The organism is Flavobacterium rhamnosi (assembly GCF_048286515.1).
Taxonomy (GTDB): Bacteria; Bacteroidota; Bacteroidia; order Flavobacteriales; family Flavobacteriaceae; genus Flavobacterium.
In genome coordinates this window covers 1-17,825 of record NZ_JBLVPS010000004.1, presented here as the reverse complement: position 1 = coordinate 17,825, position 17,825 = coordinate 1, and the positions used below count along the sequence as shown (strand labels likewise).

The 17,825-nt window shown below is 33.3% G+C and carries 12 protein-coding genes; 6 read left to right on the top strand and 6 right to left on the bottom strand.

Annotated elements, in window-relative coordinates; genetic code table 11:
* Positions 1 to 100 precede the first annotated feature (100 nt).
* The 6 genes from ACNQGN_RS04375 (at position 101) to ACNQGN_RS04350 (ending at position 13,327) form a co-directional block, all read left to right on the top strand.
* Complete coding sequence (locus ACNQGN_RS04375; RefSeq protein WP_417986638.1) at positions 101 to 2,821, top strand: substrate-binding domain-containing protein; 2,721 nt, start codon at positions 101 to 103, stop codon at positions 2,819 to 2,821.
* A 379-nt stretch (positions 2,822 to 3,200) separates the two neighbouring features.
* A complete protein-coding gene (locus ACNQGN_RS04370) occupies positions 3,201 to 4,736 on the top strand; it encodes a glycoside hydrolase domain-containing protein (protein ID WP_417986637.1) in 1,536 nt (511 codons plus the stop codon).
* A gap of 757 nt (positions 4,737 to 5,493) precedes the next feature.
* Positions 5,494 to 6,810 carry a sugar porter family MFS transporter gene (locus tag ACNQGN_RS04365; protein WP_417986636.1) on the top strand — a complete coding sequence of 439 codons (1,317 nt, stop codon included), beginning with the start codon at positions 5,494 to 5,496 and terminating at the stop codon, positions 6,808 to 6,810.
* A gap of 4 nt (positions 6,811 to 6,814) precedes the next feature.
* Positions 6,815 to 8,413: a glycoside hydrolase family 32 protein gene (locus tag ACNQGN_RS04360; protein ID WP_417986635.1), complete on the top strand. Its 1,599-nt coding sequence runs from the start codon at positions 6,815 to 6,817 to the stop codon at positions 8,411 to 8,413.
* Positions 8,414 to 8,425: 12 nt separating this feature from the next.
* Positions 8,426 to 11,575 (top strand): SusC/RagA family TonB-linked outer membrane protein, encoded by a 3,150-nt coding sequence (locus tag ACNQGN_RS04355; RefSeq protein ID WP_417986634.1) that lies wholly within the window; start codon positions 8,426 to 8,428, stop codon positions 11,573 to 11,575.
* A 9-nt stretch (positions 11,576 to 11,584) separates the two neighbouring features.
* A complete protein-coding gene (locus tag ACNQGN_RS04350; protein ID WP_417986633.1) occupies positions 11,585 to 13,327 on the top strand; it encodes a RagB/SusD family nutrient uptake outer membrane protein in 1,743 nt (580 codons plus the stop codon).
* Between the two features lie 350 nt (positions 13,328 to 13,677).
* Here the strand turns inward: ACNQGN_RS04350 and rpe are convergent, their stop codons facing one another.
* The 6 genes from rpe to ACNQGN_RS04320 all read right to left on the bottom strand — a co-directional run.
* Positions 13,678 to 14,340: a ribulose-phosphate 3-epimerase gene (rpe, locus tag ACNQGN_RS04345; RefSeq protein ID WP_417986632.1), complete on the bottom strand. Its 663-nt coding sequence runs from the start codon at positions 14,338 to 14,340 to the stop codon at positions 13,678 to 13,680.
* 405 nt (positions 14,341 to 14,745) lie between these two features.
* On the bottom strand, positions 14,746 to 15,609 hold the full coding sequence (locus ACNQGN_RS04340; protein WP_007137700.1) for a sigma-70 family RNA polymerase sigma factor: 864 nt from the start codon (positions 15,607 to 15,609) through the stop codon (positions 14,746 to 14,748).
* Between the two features lie 185 nt (positions 15,610 to 15,794).
* On the bottom strand, positions 15,795 to 16,673 hold the full coding sequence (locus ACNQGN_RS04335) for a hypothetical protein (protein WP_417986631.1): 879 nt from the start codon (positions 16,671 to 16,673) through the stop codon (positions 15,795 to 15,797).
* 61 nt (positions 16,674 to 16,734) lie between these two features.
* Positions 16,735 to 17,139, bottom strand: coding sequence for a hypothetical protein (locus ACNQGN_RS04330; protein WP_417986630.1), 405 nt, complete (start codon positions 17,137 to 17,139; stop codon positions 16,735 to 16,737).
* Positions 17,129 to 17,392 carry an RNA polymerase sigma factor gene (locus ACNQGN_RS04325; protein WP_417986629.1) on the bottom strand — a complete coding sequence of 88 codons (264 nt, stop codon included), beginning with the start codon at positions 17,390 to 17,392 and terminating at the stop codon, positions 17,129 to 17,131. Before ACNQGN_RS04325 ends, ACNQGN_RS04330 begins: the two co-directional genes overlap by 11 nt.
* Before the next feature lie 24 nt (positions 17,393 to 17,416).
* On the bottom strand, positions 17,417 to 17,825 hold a 409-nt coding region (locus ACNQGN_RS04320; RefSeq protein WP_417986628.1), incomplete at its 5' end, for an IS66 family transposase.

Genomic DNA, 17,825 nt, shown 5'->3' with positions numbered 1-17,825 from the left:
TATTCTTAAGATTATTTTTTACAGATATGAATTTAGGAAAATCAACTACAAGAATAGCTATTAATTAGCTAAAAATATTTTTTAATAAACCATAAATCGTATGTCAAGAAGAGTTTGTTTTATACTGCTGGCAAGTTTCTTATATATATTGAATTCCTGCAAATCTGATAAAGAAAAAAAGGAAGTTTTCATTGGATTTTCACAAAGTATAGATCATGATATTTGGAGAACATCAATGGACCATGCAATGGAGGTAGAGACTTCACTTCATCCAGAGGTTAATCTGAAAATTTATAATGCAAATCGTAAATCAAAAAAACAGATTCGGGATATTGAAAAATTTATTGAAGATAAAGTTGATGTCATCATAGTTTCTCCTTTTGAATCAGACAGTATTATTCCGGTAATAGAAAAAGCAAATGCAAAAGGTATTCCTGTAATTATAGTGGATCGAAAAATAAATTCTTCAAATTACACGGCTTACTTAGGAGCAGATAATGTTGAAGTAGGACGAATTGCTGGGAAGCATATTGTTTCATTGTCTAAAGGGCATGCAAATGTGATTGAAATTAAAGGGTCTTACAATACATCGCCAGGTTTAGAAAGAAGTTTGGGATTTAGACAAATCGTTAACCAATATCCGGGAATTAAAGTAATTACTTTAGAAGCGAAAAATGATGAATTACCTAAGAATGAGTTTGTCAAAACTCTAGAAAGTTATTCCGATATTAATTATGTCTTTGCATATAATGATGTAATTGCATACCAATCGTGGTCAGTAGCTAAGCAGAAAAAGCGGGAAAAAAAAATAAAATTTATAGGAGTAGATGGAATTAATGGTCCAAATGGCGGGATTCAATTAGTTAAAGACGGAGTCTTAGAATCAACCGTTTTATATCCAACTGGTGGTAGCGAAGCTATTAAGCTTGCATTGAGGATTGTAGGGAAAGAGATCGTTCCTAAAAATAACAAACTAAATACCTTATTGATAGATTCTCTTAATGCGGATATAATGAGCAATCAATTTGATAAAATAACAATTCAACAATCTGATATTGAGCAGCAACAAAGTATTATAAAAAATCAGGAAAAGAAATACTCTACTCAGAGTAATCTTCTGAAACTATTAATTTCTTTATTTGTAATTGTGCTAAGTTTAGCGATATATAGTATTTATTCTGGAATCACTATTCGCCGTAAGAAGAAAGAATTAGAAGAGACAAATAAAAAAGTTGTCAGTCAAAAAAATGAAATTGAAAAATTTTCTGAAGAACTAAAACTAAGTAACGAAGCGAGACTTAATTTTTTTACAGGTTTATCTCATGAATTCAAAACGCCATTAACGCTGATATTGAGTTCTATAGAATCTTTAGGAAATGAATTTAAGAATAAAGGGACTTCCATCAATAAAGAAATTAATCTGATGTATAATAACTCCAGAAGATTACTCAGGTTAATCAATCAGTTATTAGACTATAGAAAAACAGAAGATCAAAAATTTACTTTGAGAGCATCAAAAACTAATATTTTAGATTTTTCGAAAAGTATCATTGGTGATTTTGATCGGGAAGCAAAGAAAAGAAATATTGATTTTTCATTGACAACTAACAATCCGGAACTGGAAGTTTATATAGATCGGAATCTAATGGATAAAGTTTATTTTAATTTGTTATCCAATGCCTTTAAATTCACTCCTGAAAAGGGTAAAATTTCGATTACAATAAAAGAAGATAAACACAATAGTACCGTTAAAATTTACTTTAAAGATTCGGGTATTGGGATTCCGGAAAATGAACTGAAGGAGGTTTTTAAGGCTTTTTACCAAGGTTCAAACAATTACAGAAATAGTTCTGGAATAGGACTTCATTTATCAAAAAGTTTTGTCGAACTACATAAAGGAAAAATAGAAATTAATTCAAAAAATGGAGCGGAATTTATAATTACATTGCAGTTAGGAAAAGAGCATCTTGATGAAAAATATATAATAAAAGAGCCAATTCTGGATTTTGTTCATGAGCCGGATTATCTGGATTCGGAGTTTATTCAAAGTGTCGAGCCCAAAAACACCGAAGATAAATATTCGATTCTATATATAGAGGACAATAAGGAGCTTTTAGATTTTGTGTCTCATAAATTCTCAGCAGAATATACTTTTTTTGCATCTGATGGTACCAACGCAATTGAAAAAGCATTGGAGTTAATTCCAGATATTATTATCTGTGATTTAAATTTGCCCGAAAAGAATGGTTTTCAAATTTGTGAAATACTCAAGAAAGATTTAAGAACGTCACATATTCCTATTATTATGCTTACTGCTTCAGATGCTCAGGAATCCTATTTGAAAGCTTTAGAAAGCGGAGCTGATATCTTTTTGACTAAACCTTTCAATTTAAAAGTACTGGCGCAATCGATAAAAGGATTACTCTTTAATAGAGAGAAACTACGGTTTTATTATACCAATAATATTTTAAATATTGAGGATGGTGATTTTGGGGTTTCTGAACAAGATTTTCTACGAAAGTTAAATGATCTTATTGAAAAAAACTTGGGTAATTCTGCCTATACCGTTGAAGATCTTGCGCGAAGTTTAACTATTTCACGGATACAATTGTATCGAAAAGTGAAAGCTATATTGGGAATTAGTGTCAGTGATCATGTTAATAACAGACGGTTAGATAAATCAAAAGAGTTGCTGAAAAAAGCAGACTTAAACATTTCAGAAATTGCATATGCAGTTGGTTTTTCATCACCAAATTATTTTTCAACTTCATTTAAAAATAAATTTGGGGTTACGCCTAAAGAATATAAAATTAAAAAATAGATTTTTTCTGTTGTACATTTTCTTCTTAAGAAGATCGTGTAACCTAATTGTAATTTATGTAACATAGAAGCAACTACATCGAAGTAGTTGCTTTTATTTTTAAAACATAACTCGCTTGTTTTCAGTGTGTTATTTTGTATTTTTTATGATTTTAAAAAGCATTGTATAAACTTGTGAGATTCCTATAATAAAACTGTGTTTTTAAAAATATCTTAGGACTTGAAATTTTGGATTTAAACATAATTAATTTTTTGTTTGATTTTAAAATTACAGCAGCGAATTTTTTTTCATTTCTTATTCAATCCACTTTTCTGATAAAAAATAATAATCTGAGATTATCAAGTCTGCGTACTTGGTAGTTCTCGTAAACCATCAAAATATGAAAATAAACCTTAAGTTTTTATGTCTTCCACTTTGTTTTGTATTATTTTATAATTGTAGTAAAGATGATAAACCTGGAGATCCAATTGTAGTCACAAATGCTCCACCTTGCCAGAGCGTTAATGAGTTAGACAGAGCGTATACTACTTTCTTCAAACCAACAGTAGGCTGGGTTGGTGATCCCATACCATTTTACGAAAATGGAGTATTCCATATTTTCTATTTGCATGATGCAAGGAATTCATTGCCAACATTTCATCCTTGGTACAAAGTAGCTACCACTGATTTTGCTACATTTACAGGCAATAGCGAAATCATTGCTACTGGAACCGCTATAGATCAGGATGGCGCATTGGGTACAGGAGCCGTTTTTAAATTGGATGGTATCTATTATGCTTTTTATACAGGACATAACGGAAATCTTGATCCTAAAGAAAAAATTATGCTGGCAACGTCGACGGATTTAAAAAATTGGACAAAAGACGCTTCCTTTTTGTTACAGGCTTCTTGGGGATATGATCGCAATGAATTTAGAGATCCAATCGTGATAGAAGACAAAATTACAGGAAAGTATAAAATGTTGATAGCCACACGTTCTGAGGTTGGTTTAGTTTCTGACAATACTGTGCCATGGCGAGCAGTACTCGCTCAATACAGTTCCACTAACTTAAGAGATTGGACTTTGGAAAAGCCATTTTACGAGGATGCATCTACTTTTATAACGGAATGTCCAGACGTATTTAGTATGGGTGATTATCAATATTTGATTTATTCTAATATTGATGATCGAATGGTACACTATAAATACCGTCAGCTAACATCGAATACTTGGATTACTCCTGTGAACAATAAGTTAGATGGAGTTGCTTTCTACGCTGGAAAAACAGTTACCGATGGCATAAAACGATATCTAACCGGATGGTGTCCTACTAAAAATAAAAACAGCGATTCTGCTATTTTTGATTGGGCTGGAGCACTGGTAACTCATCGCCTTGTTCAGCATCCGAATGGAACATTGGGTCTTACGATACCTGATGGTGTAAACAACAAGTTTGTTATTAATGAAGCTTTAAATTCGACAATAGGTTTTGGAGCGACAAAAAAAGGGGATACACATACATTAACTGTTAATGAGGCTCAAAAAGCATTTTCAGTATTTGACAGAAATACGGGAGCATTTAAAATTAAAGCGCATATAAAAGCGACATCGTCTACTCAGTTTGGTTTTGAATTTGGAGCATGTGAAACACGAAATGAAGTATTTGCCATTGTATTTGATTTAGCCAAAAATCAATTAAGATTAGATAAGGTTATGAAAAATGCCGCCTCATTAAATTTAACGCAACTTCCACTAAATGTCCCTGCTAATAAAGAGTTTGATATAACAATCATTTCTGAAAATTCGGTTTGTGTTATATATATTAATGACGAAATAGCTTTTACAAACCGTATCTATAAAATGAATCAAAATCCATGGGCTATTTTCGCAGAAAACGGAGAAGTTATTTTTTCAGATCTAAAAAGTTTTAAATAAAATTCTACAGTAAATCTTCACTATAGCATTTCCAATCTCCATTAGCTTATTTTAGAATAGCTTAGTAAAGAAATAGATTCAGTTCGTTTTATATAGTATGTTTATAAAAGGACTGTTTAGTATTTTCATATTAATATCAGGACCATCAAAATTAGATTTTGATGGTTTTTTTATGGAAAAGAGGAGAAAAATAATCAAAAGAGCAGATGAAGCCTACCTGGGTAGGAAGAATATATACGAGGTGATTTTCAGGGTATCCAAAAGAACGGTAAAGTTAACTCTGAGTGCTTGTCCTGTGTCTAATTATCAATTTTCTTGTTCTCGATACAATTTTCTATGAATAGATTTATAAAATGCTTTAGGTTCTTTCTTAATTCCTTCCCATATTTTTTTTGAAATAAGGCAATAGTCTGAATTACTTAATATATTCATTTTTTTTGTTGAATATTTTTATACTTCTTCTAAAAATAAATTTAAAATTTTATTAAATGAATAAAATCAATCAAGTAGAATTTATTTTAATCAACAAGCATCCAATATTTTTTAAAACTGAAGTAACATAGTTGTAACAAGGGTAACATAATCAAACTATAACGAAATAGTTCTTTGTTTCTTTTTAAGCGTAACACCTTTAAAGACAGTAGGTTGTGTTTTTGTTCGTGCTTCTATAGTAGTATTAAATAAAATTGTAACATCCTCAAAATACATGCAAAGCTTTTGCGGATATCTTAGCAATCTAATTTAATATTTTTTGATAATGAAAAAAATTGTTGTTTGGTCTTTGATTGCGTCATTAGCAGGATTCCTTTTTGGTTTCGATACTGTTGTTATTTCTGGAGCTGACAAAAAGCTACAGGCTCTATGGAATTCCTCCGATGCTTTCCATGGAACAGTGGTAATGGGGATGGCTTTATGGGGTACCGTTTTTGGAGCAATATTTGGAGGGATACCAACTAATAAAATAGGAAGAAAGAATACTTTATTATGGATAGGAATTCTATTTTTCATTTCTGCCATCGGTTCTGCTTTTGCAAATGATCCAATTGTTTTTGCCGTATTTAGATTTATTGGAGGGCTTGGTGTCGGAGCTTCTACAATTGCTGCACCAGCATACATTTCTGAAATTGCGCCAGCAAAAGATAGAGGTAAACTAGTTGCTTTCTATCAATTCAATATTGTATTGGGAATTCTGATTGCCTTTCTTTCGAATTATTTGTTAAGAAATACCGGTGAAAATTCATGGAGATGGATGATGGGAGTACAAGCAATCCCCTCTTTTATTTATACATTATTTATTTTTACGATTCCAAAAAGCCCAAGATGGTTGTTGTCCAAATCTAGAAATGAAGAAGCTAAGGATGTTTTACAAAGAATGTATCCTGGTGATGATGTAGAAAAATTGATTTCAGAAATTCATCTTGATAATAATTCAGCTGCTGCCAATGAGAATATTTTTCTCAAAAAATATCGTACTCCTTTAATTCTAGCTTTTTTTATAGCCTTTTTTAATCAGTTATCAGGGATTAATGCATTCTTGTATTACTCGCCTAGAATTTTTCAAGAGGCAGGCTTAGGGGAAAGTACCGCTTTGTTAAGCAGTATCGGTATTGGTGCAACCAATTTAGTTTTTACTCTAATAGGTGTTTTTCTAATAGATAAACTCGGTAGAAAAGTCTTAATGTACATTGGTTCAATAGGATATATTATTTCTCTTAGTCTTGTAGCTATGGCTTTCTTCTTGCATTGGCAAGGAATGGCTGTTCCAATCTTCTTATTCTTATTTATTGCTTCACATGCAATAGGTCAGGGAGCAGTCATTTGGGTCTTTATTTCTGAAATTTTTCCAAACCATCTGAGAGCTTCCGGACAAGCTTTTGGGAGCACAACGCACTGGATTTTAGCAGCAATTATTCCTTCTCTTATTCCATTTTTGTTTTCCACGATAGGTCCAGGAGTTGTGTTCTTGTTTTTTGCCGTAATGATGGTTTTTCAACTCGTGTTTGTTGCCGTTTTAATGCCGGAAACCAAAGGAATTTCTTTAGAAGAATTAAGTAAAAAATTAATAAAAAAATAACGTTATGAGCAAAGCGAATAAAAAAAGATGTTTAAGAATAATATGCTGTACAATGGGATTACTGGCCTTAATTAGTTGTAAAAAATCATCCCTTTTGGATAAAAGAGTGTATTCGGAGGAAGAGCTTTATAGACCGAATTTTCATTTTACGCCAAAAAAAGGATGGATGAACGATCCAAATGGGATGTTTTATTATAATGGATATTACCATCTTTTTTACCAACACTATCCTGATTCAAATGTTTGGGGGCCAATGCACTGGGGACATGCTATAAGTAATGATCTTATAACTTGGACGGAAAAGCCAATAGCTATTTATCCAGATGAGAAAGGGTATATTTTTTCGGGAAGCGCTGTAGTTGATTTAAAAAACACATCTGGTTTTGGCAGTTTGCAAAATCCGCCCATTGTAGCCATGTTTACCTATCATGATCCTTTAAAAGAGAAGACAGGAGAGGCAGGTATTCAATCGCAGGGAATTGCATACTCCTTAGACGAAGGTTTGACCTGGACTAAGTATGAAAAAAACCCAGTTGTTAACTTTCCTAATATTAAGGATTTCAGAGACCCTAAAATGACTTGGGATAATATTCATCAGCAATGGCTAATGGTTTTAGCAGCTGGAGATAAAACTATGTTTTATGCTTCAAAAAATTTGAAAGATTGGGAATTGCTTTCTGATTTTGGTAAAAACATTGGGGCTCATGGAGGTGTTTGGGAATGTCCGGATTTTTTCCCCATGCTTGTTGATGGCTCTGACGAATACAAATGGGTGCTTCTGCTAAGTATAAATCCTGGAGGTCCTAATGGAGGTTCGGCAACCCAATATTTTGTTGGAGATTTTGACGGCAAGACTTTTAAGCTGGATGATTCTTTTACTCAGGATTTGAAACAGCATAAATCACTTTGGATTGATTACGGGAGAGATAATTATGCAGGTGTTACTTGGTCAAATATATCAGAGACAGATGGCAGAAAGTTGTTTGTGGGTTGGATGTCCAATTGGCAATATGCTAATAAAGTTCCGACAGAGAAATGGAGAGGAAGCATGACACTGCCAAGAGAATTAAAACTTATAAAAGCAGGGAATCATTTCAGAGTTTCTTCTCAGCCAGTAAGAGAATTACAAAATTATGTTTCAAAAACGATAAAGAAAGAGGCGCTTAAAATTGATAAAAAAACGGTGTTAATTGATAAATCACTGGTTGATTTATCAAGAATAGATATTCGATTTACAATGAAGAACTTGAAAAAGGATGTCTACACTTTTTCACTTTCCAATAATTCTGATAACACCATACATTTTGGTATTAATAAAAAAGACAAGTACTTTTTTATAGATAGAAAAAAATCAGGGGATTTGTCTTTTTCAGATGTTTTTGCAAAGCAAATTTCTAAAGCACCATTTACCGAAGATTTTGACAAAATTGATGTAAGAGTAATTGTTGACAAGACCTCAATCGAAGTATTCTACAACAACGGACAAACAGTTATGACCGAAATATTTTTTCCGGAAAAACCAATGGAAACATTTTCAGTCAATAAAGAAAATTTCAATTTCACCATTGAAAATTTAACAATTAACCAACTAAATTTTAACTAAACTATCTAAATTATGAAACGAAAAATCATCCTCTATTTAATTTTAATGGGTTCCTTTTTTTCACTTACGGCCCAGAACACAGGAATAAAAGGGGTGGTGACCTCTTCTGAAGACGGAATGTCGCTTCCAGGAGCATCAATTACAGTCTCCGGCACAAAAATTGGCACCACGACCGATCTTGATGGGAATTTTGCACTCAACAAACTAGAAAAAGACGCTACTTTGATAATTAGTTTCACTGGTTTTACAACTCAGACAATTAAACTTACTGGACAAGAATCGATAAATGTTGTTTTAAAACCCGAGTCAATAAATTTAACTGAAATTGTTGTAACAGGTTACTCGAAGGAACGAAAAGTAGACGTAACGGGAGCTGTTACTGTGGTAGATTTAAAGCCTATTGCTGGACAAAGTATGAGTTCTGGAAATGCTATGCAGGCTTTACAAGGTAGAGTTGCCGGATTGACCATTGAAAAATCTGGTGATCCAAGTGGAGCGAACAGTAGAATTTTAATCAGGGGAGTAAGTACACTAGGAAATACAGACCCATTGTATGTGATTGATGGAGTTCCTACAGTACGACCTGAAGTGTTTGCCAGTTTAAATCCAAGTGCAATAGAATCTGTTCAAGTATTGAAAGATGCTTCAGCTTCCTCTATTTATGGGTCCAGAGCTGCAAATGGTGTTATCATTGTAACAACAAAAAATGCGGCTAAAGGTGGTGCAATAAGCGTTTCTTATGGTACTAACGTTTCCGTTCTTTCTGAGAAAAAACAACGATATAAAATGCTTAATGCACTGGACAGAGGAAAGGTTTTGTGGCAGGCATCGGTAAATGATCATGCAGATCCGGCTGGAGGATATGGTGAAATATATAATTTTGACTGGAATAATGACTTTAATAATCCGGTACTAAACAGTGTATCAGTTAAGCCTTATGTAGGAGGTGATACTAATGTGCCAGTTGGAGATACGGATTGGCAGGAGACCATGTATAAAACAGGATTGTTAATTAACAATGATTTATCGATATCTGGTGGGTCTGATAAAGCAAATGCGGTATTGAATATGGGTTATTTAGATAACTCAGGTATGTTGAAATATACCAATTATGAAAGGTATTCAGCCAGGCTTAATGCTAATTTTAAGTTATTTAATGATAAAGTTAGATTTGGTGTGAATTCTCAATTTACACAATCAAACGAAAGAAATGCCGCTAATGATGTAGGAAATGCACCAACACCAGGATTGGCTATAACCTTAGCGCCAACAATTCCTGTGTTTACAGCCTCTGGGGAATATGCCGGGCCATTAGGGTCTGGTTATTCAGATAGGAATAATCCTTTATTGATGCAATATCTAAACAGATGGGATAACAATAAAAGAATGTCTTTGTATGGAAATGTCTTTACAGAAATAGATATTTTGAAAAATCTTACTTTCAGAAATAGTATTGGTATGGATTTTAATGATTTCAATAGAAAAGACATTGAGCCAACTGTGAGTAATGGGTTTGTTAACAGAAGTACAAATAGTTTGACTTTTGATACCAATAAATATTCAAGTTTAACGATTTCAAATACTTTAAGCTATAACTTGAAAGTTTCAAATCATAAAATTGGAGTAGTTATAGGTACCGAATCGACCAAAACCGATTTGAATACCTTATATGCCCGGGCTGAAGGATTTGCAGTAGAGACAGAGTCTTATTTTACACTTTCAGCTGCAACAGGAATTAGAACAAATAATGGGATTTCTACAGGAAGCAGACTGCTTTCTCAGTTTGGTAAATTAAACTACGCGTTCTCAGACAAGTATTTGGCTACATTCACTATAAGAAGAGATGGATCTTCAAGATTTGGAGAAGATAATAGATATGGAGTTTTTCCAGCTGCTACTGTAGGTTGGAAGATTAATAATGAAGATTTTTTAAAGGGGATTGCAACAATCTCAACTCTTAAACTTCGTGCTGGTTATGGTGAAGTGGGGAACCAGTCTATTGGAGATAATGCTCGTTTTGGACTATATGAAGCACGATACGGACCGAATCAAAATGTATATTTTCCTGATTTTTTCAATATCTATTATAATGTTGGAACAGCTTACGATTTGAATGGATCTAATACAGGAAATTTACCTTCTGGCTTTGTATCAATACAAGCAGCTAATTCGGGGTTAAAATGGGAAACTACCAAAGAGGTTAACGTTGGTCTTGATTTCGGCTTTTTTGAAAATAAATTATCAGGTTCGTTTGATTATTTCTCAAGAAACACAGTAGGAATTTTGATTAAACCACCAGTTGCATCTACTGTAGGAGAAGGGCAGCAACGTTTTGTAAATGGAGCTTCCACTGCAAATAAGGGTTGGGAACTTACATTAGGATATGCTGATAAATTAGATAATGGATTGTATTTTAATGTTTCCACAAATTTTGGAGCAACAAAAAATAAAATTACAGATTTACCAGTAGAAGTTAGGGCAGCATATCCAGGGACAGCAGCGAACTCTATAATTGGTCATTCACAGTTTGAAATTTTTGGTTTTAAAACCGATGGATTATTTCAAAGTCAGGAAGAGATCGATTCCCATGCTACTCAAGTAGGTTCTAGATTGGGAGGTATAAAATTTGTTGACATCAATGGTGATGGTGCCATAAATTCGGATGACAGAACTTTCATTGGTACAACACTTCCAAAATTAGAGTATGGTGTTAATATTAGTTTAGCCTATAAGAATGTTGATTTTTCTGTTTTTGGTTCTGGTGTTGCAGGAAGAATTGGAGTTGATCCTTATATTTACTGGAATAATTTCGTTCAAGGTAGAGAAAATGCAGGTCCAGGGACATTTAATGCTTGGACGCCAACCAATACAAATACCGACGTGCCATCTCTTTCTTTGGCACATAATGACTCCCAAACATCAGATTATCTTTTTAGAAATAATTCTTATTTTAAAATTAGAAGTATGCAAATTGGATATTCATTTTCTGATCGTTTAGTTGGGAAAACGGGATTCATAACCAAATGTAGAGTCTATGCACAAGGGGAAAATCTATTTTGGTTTACTCCAAAGGGATACATAGGATCAGATCCAGAGCGAACAGATGTCAACAGAATACCAGTGCCTACGACTTTATCATTAGGTGTAAACTTTAATTTTTAATTAATTCTCATGAAAAAATATAATAAAATAGTTATCAGCTTCTTGTCAGTCCTATTTTTGGCATCATGTAGCTCAGATTTTTTAGATTATGAACCTACCGGAGTATTGTCTTCCGGGAACGTGGCTACAGCAGAAAATGCAGACGCCCTTGTTAATGCAGCGTATGCTGCAATTGGAAATGACGAAATGGTGGGGCCAATAACGCACCAATGGGTTTATGGAAGTGTGCGATCAGATGATGCTTATAAAGGCGGAGGTGGTCGCGGAGACGTTGATGTTATCGATCGTTACGAACAATATAATCTGACAACTCCAGATTATGGAGATTGGATGTTGCCTCGAACTTGGACGAATCACTATAAGGCTATTTCAAGGGCTAATTTTGCTCTATCTGTAATCAATGCAATTCCCGATACGGATTATCCGTTAAAAAAAGTGAGACAAGCGGAGTTGCGTTTTTTAAGAGCGCATTCTCATTTTATGTTGAAATTGTTGTTTAAGAAAGTTCCTTTTATAACTGAAGATTTGACTCAGGAACAGATTCTAAAAACTTCTAATGATTTGTCAAATGAAGAGTTGTGGAATAAAATTGCGGATGATTTTCTTTTTGCATTCGATAATTTAGACCAATCACAGGCTCAGGCGGGAAGGGCTGATAAAAATGCAGCAGCAGCTTATTTAGCAAAATTAAGATTGTATCAGGCTTACGAACAAAATGATACACATCAAGTTACAAGTATTAATGCAGCTAGATTGCAAGAAGTTATTGATTATGCGGATAAAGTAACTGGAAGTTTAGAACCGGACTTTGGGAATAACTTTTTAGATGGTCACGATAATGGATCAGAATCTATTTGGGCAGTTCAATTTTCTATCAATGATGGGACAAATACAGGAAGAGTTAGTTTTGTAACTGGGTTAAATTCTCCTCACGGTACTCCTCTTTATGGATGTTGTGGTTTTCATATGGCAAGCCAGAATATGGTAAATGCTTTTAGAACAGATGCAGACGGTTTACCGTTATTGGATACTTTTAACAATTCAGATGTCTTTAACGCAGTTGATGGAAATGGAAATGCTCCGCTTGCTGCAGGTGTTACGATTGATCCTAGGATTGATCATACGGTAGGAGTTCCCGGAAGACCATTTAAATATAAAAATACATTGAAAACAGCTGGAGACATGGTTTATAAATTCAGTTGGGCGAGAGATCCTGGAGTTTATGGATACTATGGAAATATGAAAGAACAGCAATCTCCTGATTGTTCATGTTATGTGAAAAACGGGCCATTTATAGGAACTTCAAAAAATGTTGATTTTATTAGATATGCAGATATCTTATTATTTAAAGCGGAAGCATTAATACAATTAAACAGATACAGTGAAGCACTTCCAATAATTAATCAAGTTAGAGCAAGAGCTGCAGCCAGTACAACAATGCCATTGGCAGCTGGAGCTTCAAATGTTTATAAAGTTGCACCATATGCTTCTTTTTCTTCAAAAGAATATGCTTGGAAAGCGCTTAAATTCGAAAGAAGATTAGAGTTTGGAATGGAAGGTCCTAGGTTTTTTGATCTTGTAAGATGGGGTGAAGCTGAACAGGTTTTGAACGCTTATCTTGGTGTTGAAAAAACAAAAAAAGATTTTCTTTCAAATGCTCATTTTACGTCGGGTAGAGATGAATATTATCCGATTCCTCAAAGAGAAATTGATTTCACAGGAGGATTATACATTCAGAATCCTGGGTATTAATAATAATGTTTGTTTGGTTACTGTTTTAAATTAGGTTAAAGGCAAGTTTTATACTTGCCTTTAGTTTTTTAGAAATGAATACAAATAGATAAGTACATCAGATATGGCTAATGAATTAAAGTTGGAGACAGATTTTATTAAACGGAATGATGATGAATTATTGGAGCGAATCCTTCAGGCAGAATATTAAATTGTAGCTAAAAAAACAAAGGTCTGTGTTGCCAACGGAGCATTTGGGGCCGTTCGTTGAGGTATTACTACAACATAAGTGCGCTAATCTAAAATTAAATTTATAAAAAAAGCCAAAGACGCAATGTCTTTGGCTTTTTTTATGCAAAATGGTGTGATGACTAAAAAGAAGTCAATTTTTTTAAATCAGCAATCGTTGCTGTTGGATTTTCGGCTTTAAAAACAAAACTTCCTGCCACAAGAACATCAGCTCCGGCTTCAACAAGCTGTTTTGCATTTTTATTAGTAACGCCTCCATCAATTTCTATAATAGTACTTGCTCCTTTTCTAGTGATTAAATCTTTTAATTTTCTAACTTTAGAGTAGGTGTTTTCTATAAACGATTGTCCGCCAAAACCAGGATTAACGCTCATGATACAAACCAAGTCGATATCATTGATTACATCTTCTAAAAGGTCAATATTTGTATGTGGATTTAAAGCTACTCCGGCTTTCATGCCTTCAGCTTTAATTGCTTGTAACGTTCTGTGCAAATGAGGACATGCTTCGTAGTGAACACATAAGATATTTGCTCCTAAATCCGCAAAGGTCTTGATGTATCGGTCCGGATCTATAATCATTAAATGAACATCAATTGTTTTTTTTGCATGTCTTGAAATCGCTTCAAGAACTGGCATTCCGAAAGAAATATTTGGTACAAAAACGCCATCCATAATATCAATATGAAACCAATCGGCTTCACTATTATTGATCATTTCGATGTCGCGCTGCAGATTAGCAAAATCAGCCGCAAGAACTGATGGTGCAATTAATGTGTTTTTCATTGTATAGTTGTTTTGTTGAGACGCACTGAAGTACATCTTACAGTTGTGTTGTTTGTGCAAAAGTAGTTTTTTTACAACAAATGGCGAAAGTTTTTTAATAGCAATATCAAGGTTTTGTGCGCTGCTATTCGTGCAAAGGATTGGAGTGGAAACCCTTTTATTTTTTGGGAATAAAAAGAGTACACGAAAAGCTTGGTTCCGCTTTTTTACGAGGCTGTACTCAAATGATTTTAAATGGAAATAAAAATAAGAAAACAGGAAATGAATTTAGATTAAAAAAATAAAACTCCGGTAATCAGCCGGAGTTTCAATCATCAATCAAAAAACGAACAGTCAATCAAACTGTTGTTCATTTTGAATTAAAAGATTTAAAATTTAAAAATTTTAATTGGGGAATATTGTCAATTAACCTAAGTAGGTTTTTAATATTTTACTTCTTGAAGTGTGTTTCAATCTTCGGATTGCTTTTTCCTTAATTTGACGTACACGCTCACGAGTTAGGTCGAAAGTTTCTCCAATTTCTTCTAATGTCATTGGATGTTGATCACCAAGACCAAAATATAAACGAACTACATCAGCCTCTCTTGGAGTCAATGTTTCTAATGAACGCTCGATTTCGGTACGCAATGATTCGTGGATTAATTCTCTGTCTGGATTTGGAGATTCACCAGAACGCAATACATCGTAAAGGTTAGAATCTTCTCCTTCTACAAGAGGTGCATCCATTGATAAATGACGACCAGAGTTTTTCATGCTCTCTTTAACGTCATTTACGGTCATGTCAAGTTCTTTTGCAATTTCTTCAGCAGATGGTGGGCGCTCATTAGATTGCTCTAGTAAAGCGTACATTTTGTTGATTTTATTGATAGAACCAATTTTGTTCAAAGGCAAACGAACGATACGAGATTGTTCTGCCAATGCTTGTAAAATAGATTGACGAATCCACCAAACGGCATATGAAATGAATTTGAAACCACGTGTTTCATCAAAACGTTGTGCAGCTTTTATCAATCCTAAATTTCCTTCGTTAATCAAATCGGGAAGGGTTAACCCTTGATTTTGATATTGTTTTGCTACCGAAACCACGAAGCGTAAATTGGCTTTCGTCAATTTTTCTAATGCTTTCTGGTCACCGGCTTTAATCTTTTGTGCTAATTCTACCTCTTCGTCAGCGGTAATAAGGTCAACTTTTCCAATTTCTTGTAAATACTTGTCTAATGAAGCAGTTTCACGATTGGTTACCTGCTTGGTGATTTTTAGTTGTCTCATGTTTTTTTGTCTCCTAAATTTTAAGTGTACAAATGATTATACGTATGAAGTTGCTAAAAAGTTACAATAGTTTGTGAAATAAATTAAAGAGAAGTACTCGTTATAAGAATGAACGCGTTTTTATAAACTTTTTTTAGTCAGATAATTTGGGTATCTACACTTTTAGGAACATCTTCTTTGTAATTTTATTTTAAAAATGAAAAGTGAAGTCCAGTCTGCACACCAATAGAATACGGATTAATGTAGTTGCTATTGTTTTTATAATCAATGAGATGGTATTTTAGCATTGGTTCAATGTATACTTTTATTTTTCTGGAGAACTTATAGTCGATGCTAATGCCTGCATTGACGCTAAAAGTGTTTTCGGATAAATTTTTCGTATTTCCTATATTTAATCTATTCCCGTTTTCGGTTTCGATAAAAATGCTGTTTTTGTCCAAAAACAAATAACTCAGACCTAATATGGAACTGATACCGAATTTTTTATTGTTTATATTATAGTTTATTTCAAGTGGAATTTCTGTATATGAAATATCCTGAGTAATTGTCATTGTTTTTGAAAAACCGAAATTATTGTAAATAAAGGTATTTGAAATATTTTTCGAATAGTTTATATTTTTATAATCTGAGACGTTCACAGTTGCATTTTTTGTAATGAAACTCAAATTTGTTTTACTAATTCCAAAACGCATGCTCCATTTTTCAGTCGCGGCATAGTTTAAAAAAATTCCATAACTCCATTTGATTTCTGATGTTTTGGGATTAGTGTTTAAGCGACTATCTAAGGGAGAATTTTTTGACATAATTCCACCGTATGTAGGGGACACATAGACTAATAAATTTAGGTCATTTTTTTTATTTATAAGAAAGTTTGTGCTGTCATTTGAAGCAATTTTGGCTAAGCTGTCTTTTTCTTTTGGTTTTATATTAGCTTTTGCAAGGCTTTTTTTTGTGTAAATTTCATTGTTTTCAACGGTAGAGGGTAGTTTGTTTTTTAATGTATCTCGATCTAGGTTGTTAAAAATGATAAGTTCGCTTTTTGAATTATTTTTCGTAGTCCCCATTTCTTTCTTTGAAAAATTACCTTTAAGAACACTGACTGCTTTTTTTGTGTTCTTAGCTGCGTTAGTCTGTATTTTTTTTAGAGTAAAGAACCGAATCCGATAATTTCTGATATGAATCGGAACCTTTAAGCGGTTGATTTGTTACTGTGTATTTATCTATTGTTGTATTTGTTTTCTTAGAAATACTATTTTCAGAGTTTCTGGGATTTATAGTGTTTTGATTCGATTTAGTAGGATTTTGTAAATAATTTTTTTCTGAAAAATCATTAAATATAAAAAATGAAATTAATGCTCCCAAGGAAAATATGCCTGCAATTTTAATCCAGGCTGGAATGTAGAAAAAAACTCTTTTTTTTCTTTCTTTAAGTTCTGAATGTATAGAATGCCATACCTTATCATTAGGTATTCTTTCGAAACTATCTAGCTTTTTTCTAAATGCTTTTCCTATCTCTTTTCTATTTTCCATTGCTTAAATTATAATTATGGAATGAATTTTTTGATCTAATTTTTTCTTTTAAAAGTGTCTTGGCTCGATGTAAATTTGATTTTGAAGTTCCTTCAGAAATAGAAAGCATCTGTGCGATTTCCAGATGAGAATAATCGTCTAATTCGTATAAGCTAAAAACCAGTCGGTATTGATTGGGTAATTCTTGAATTAATGATAAAATATAATCTAATGAGAAATCAAGTTCATTTTCATCGATCGTTATGTCTTGCACAACGTATGCGTCCCAGCAATAGCATCAATCCACTAAATCCTGATTGAAGTATTGTGGAAGAAGTTTATAGAGTTCTGATGATTTGGTATCATTGATATTATTTAGAACATGATGCAACCATTGGGATGGATTAACATTGTTCTTCTTGCAGGTTGCAAAAAAAGAATAATACATGGCAATATTTTTTGCTGCTTCATGAGAACCTGCAAAAAGAAAATTTTTCCTTCCCAAAGCTAAGGGGCGGATGGCATTTTCAACGAGATTATTATCAATATGAAGATTTCCGTCTTTTAAATAGGCCATCAGGCTGTCCCAACGTTTCAGGCAATAATCATATGCCTTACCTAAAGGACTTTTTGGTAATTCCAATTTTGACTGTACGGCAATATAGTTTCCTATTTCGTTTAGGATAGGATGTGATTCTTCCAGTCTT

Coding starts and splice junctions, on each gene's coding strand:
- ACNQGN_RS04375 (WP_417986638.1), top strand. CDS start 101: ATGTCAAGAAGAGTTTGTTTTATACTGCTGGCAAGTTTCTTATATATA.
- ACNQGN_RS04370 (WP_417986637.1), top strand. CDS start 3,201: ATGAAAATAAACCTTAAGTTTTTATGTCTTCCACTTTGTTTTGTATTA.
- ACNQGN_RS04365 (WP_417986636.1), top strand. CDS start 5,494: ATGAAAAAAATTGTTGTTTGGTCTTTGATTGCGTCATTAGCAGGATTC.
- ACNQGN_RS04360 (WP_417986635.1), top strand. CDS start 6,815: ATGAGCAAAGCGAATAAAAAAAGATGTTTAAGAATAATATGCTGTACA.
- ACNQGN_RS04355 (WP_417986634.1), top strand. CDS start 8,426: ATGAAACGAAAAATCATCCTCTATTTAATTTTAATGGGTTCCTTTTTT.
- ACNQGN_RS04350 (WP_417986633.1), top strand. CDS start 11,585: ATGAAAAAATATAATAAAATAGTTATCAGCTTCTTGTCAGTCCTATTT.
- rpe (WP_417986632.1), bottom strand. CDS start 14,340: ATGAAAAACACATTAATTGCACCATCAGTTCTTGCGGCTGATTTTGCT.
- ACNQGN_RS04340 (WP_007137700.1), bottom strand. CDS start 15,609: ATGAGACAACTAAAAATCACCAAGCAGGTAACCAATCGTGAAACTGCT.
- ACNQGN_RS04335 (WP_417986631.1), bottom strand. CDS start 16,673: ATGGGGACTACGAAAAATAATTCAAAAAGCGAACTTATCATTTTTAAC.
- ACNQGN_RS04330 (WP_417986630.1), bottom strand. CDS start 17,139: ATGGAAAATAGAAAAGAGATAGGAAAAGCATTTAGAAAAAAGCTAGAT.